Source organism: Streptomyces sp. NPDC057543, from assembly GCF_042801895.1.
Lineage (GTDB): Bacteria > Actinomycetota > Actinomycetes > Streptomycetales > Streptomycetaceae > Streptomyces.
Genome location: NZ_JBHVFF010000536.1, coordinates 1 through 2,397, shown reverse-complemented (window position 1 = coordinate 2,397; position 2,397 = coordinate 1). Strand labels below are relative to the sequence as shown.

The window sequence follows — 2,397 nt, the reverse complement described above, 5'->3', positions numbered from 1 at the left end:
GTCCACCCCGCTGCTTCGGTCAGCGGGGTGGACGCACCCTGTCCGGGTAGTGGTCGGCCACCACCCGGGCCATGGTTCCGATCCGGTCCGTGACCACGTCCTTGCCGGAGAAGTAGACATGGCCGCGTACCTGGTCGTAGCCGGCGGCGAAATCGAGGTGGCGGGAGAGTTCGGCCGGGTCCTGCCAGGCGGCGGGCTGCGCGGGGTCGCCGGCCTTGTAGAGCGCCTCGCCCACGAACAGATCGACGCCCGTGCCGCGTACGACCTCGTCCCACCACGGCAGCAGTTTGGCGTAGTCCGCGGCCGCGAAGCCGATGTTCCAGTAGATCTGCGGGCAGATGTAGTCGATCCAGCCCTTCCTGATCCAGCCGCGGGTGTCGGCGTGCAGATCGTCGTACGTCTGAACACCCGCCTTCGTGTCGGAGCCGAGCGGATCGGTCGCGGCGTTGCGCCACACACCGAACGGGCTGATCCCGAACTTCACGTGCTTCTTGATGCTCTTGATCCGCTCGGCGGTCTCGCGCACCAGCTTGTCGGTGTTGTCGCGCCGCCAGGCGGCCTTGTCCGGGAAGCCCGCGCCGTACTTCGCGTACGTGGCGTCGTCGTCGAAGACCTGTCCGGCCACCGGGTACGGGTAGAAGTAGTCGTCCCAGTGCACGGCGTCGATGTCGTAGCGGCGGACCGCGTCCAGCATCGCGTCCTGGACGAAGCGGCGGACCTCGGGGATTCCGGGGTTGTAGTAGAGCTTCCCGCCGTACGGCAGGACCCAGTCGGGGTGCAGCCTGGCGGGGTGCGTGGCGATCAGCCGGGACGGGTCGGTGTGGTTGGCGACCCGGTACGGGTTGAACCAGGCGTGCAGCTCCAGGCCGCGGCGGTGCGCCTCGTGGACGGCGGTGCCCAGCGGATCCCAGCCGGGGTCCTTGCCCTGGACCCCGGTGAGGTACTGGGCCCACGGTTCGTAGGGCGAGGGCCACAGCGCGTCGGCGGTCGGCCGGACCTGGAGGATCACCGCGTTCAGCCGCCGGTCGACGGCCTCGTCGAGATAACCGATCAGCTCGGCCCGCTGCTCGGCCGCCGTCAGACCGGGCGCGGAGGGCCAGTCGAGATTGGCGACGGTGGCGACCCACATGCCGCGCAGCTCACGCCGCGCGACGCCGCGACCGCCGCCGCGGGCCGGTGCTTCCGCCTGCCCGGAACCGGCCTGCCGGGACGGAGTCGCGGCGGCGTCACCAGCTGTGGCGACGCTGCTCACCACCCCCGCGACCACTCCGGCCGCACCCGCAACAAAGCCTCGTCTGGCGATTTGCCGCATTTCGTTGCACCTGCCGTCTCTCTGTCATCGTCCGTCGCCCCTGTATTCAGGCGTAACCGAGAGCATGCCCGCCCCGGCCCGCGATGACCCGTAGGTCGCGGGTAACGTCGGGGGGGTCGGGGCGGGCACCGGATCGGACGGGAACCTGCGACTCGGAGAACAGCGAAAGGCACGAGGTGACGGACTCTATGGCCGACATTGCACGCGTCGGAGTAGTGGGCTGCGGTCAGATGGGCGCGGGCATCGCAGAGGTGTGCGCCCGCAGCGGTCTTGAGGTGATGGTGGCCGAGACCACCGGCGAGGCGCTGGAGATCGGGCGCACCCGGCTGCACAACTCCCTCTCGAAGGCCGCCGAACGCGGCAAGATCACTCCGGCGGAGCGCGACGAGACCCTTGCCCGGCTGAGCTACACCACCGACCTCGGGGAGTTCGCCGACCGCGATCTCGTCATCGAGGCCGTCGTGGAGAACGAGCAGGTCAAGACCGAGATCTTCCAGGTGCTCGACCAGGTGGTGACCCGGCAGGACGCGATCCTCGCCTCGAACACCTCCTCCATCCCGCTGGTGAAGCTGGCCGTGGCGACCTCTCGCCCGGACCAGGTCATCGGTATCCACTTCTTCAACCCGGCCCCGGTGCAGAAGCTCGTCGAGCTGATCCCCGCGCTGACGACGTCCGACGAGACGGTGAAGCGCGCCGAGGCCCTGGTGCAGGACGTCCTCGGCAAGCACCCGATCCGCGCCCAGGACCGCTCCGGCTTCGTCGTCAACGCGCTGCTCATTCCGTATCTGCTCTCCGCGATCCGGATGTTCGAGTCGGGCATCGCCAGCCGTGAGGACATCGACAACGGCATGGAGCTCGGCTGCGCCCACCCGATGGGCCCGCTGAAGCTTTCCGACCTGATCGGTCTGGACACCGTGGCCTCGGTCGCCGACTCGATGTACGCGGAGTTCAAGGAGCCGCTGTACGCCGCTCCCCCGCTGCTCCAGCGGATGGTGGACGCGGGCCGGCTCGGCCGCAAGACCGGCTCGGGCTTCTACCCGTACTCCTGATCCGTTCTCTCGTGCCCGTGCGGGGCCGGGCGGGGG

2 protein-coding genes are annotated in these 2,397 nt (G+C 69.4%); one reads left to right on the top strand and one right to left on the bottom strand.

The annotated features are described in order from the left end of the window. Window positions 1-19: 19 nt before the first annotated feature. Window positions 20-1,312 (bottom strand): glycoside hydrolase family 10 protein, encoded by a 1,293-nt coding sequence (locus tag ACFU8Q_RS41010; protein ID WP_384465179.1) that lies wholly within the window; start codon window positions 1,310-1,312, stop codon window positions 20-22. 188 nt (window positions 1,313-1,500) lie between these two features. Here ACFU8Q_RS41010 and ACFU8Q_RS41005 point away from each other — a divergent pair, with 188 nt between their 5' ends. Next, window positions 1,501-2,361, top strand: coding sequence for a 3-hydroxybutyryl-CoA dehydrogenase (locus ACFU8Q_RS41005; protein WP_384465176.1), 861 nt, complete (start codon window positions 1,501-1,503; stop codon window positions 2,359-2,361). Window positions 2,362-2,397: the final 36 nt, after the last annotated feature.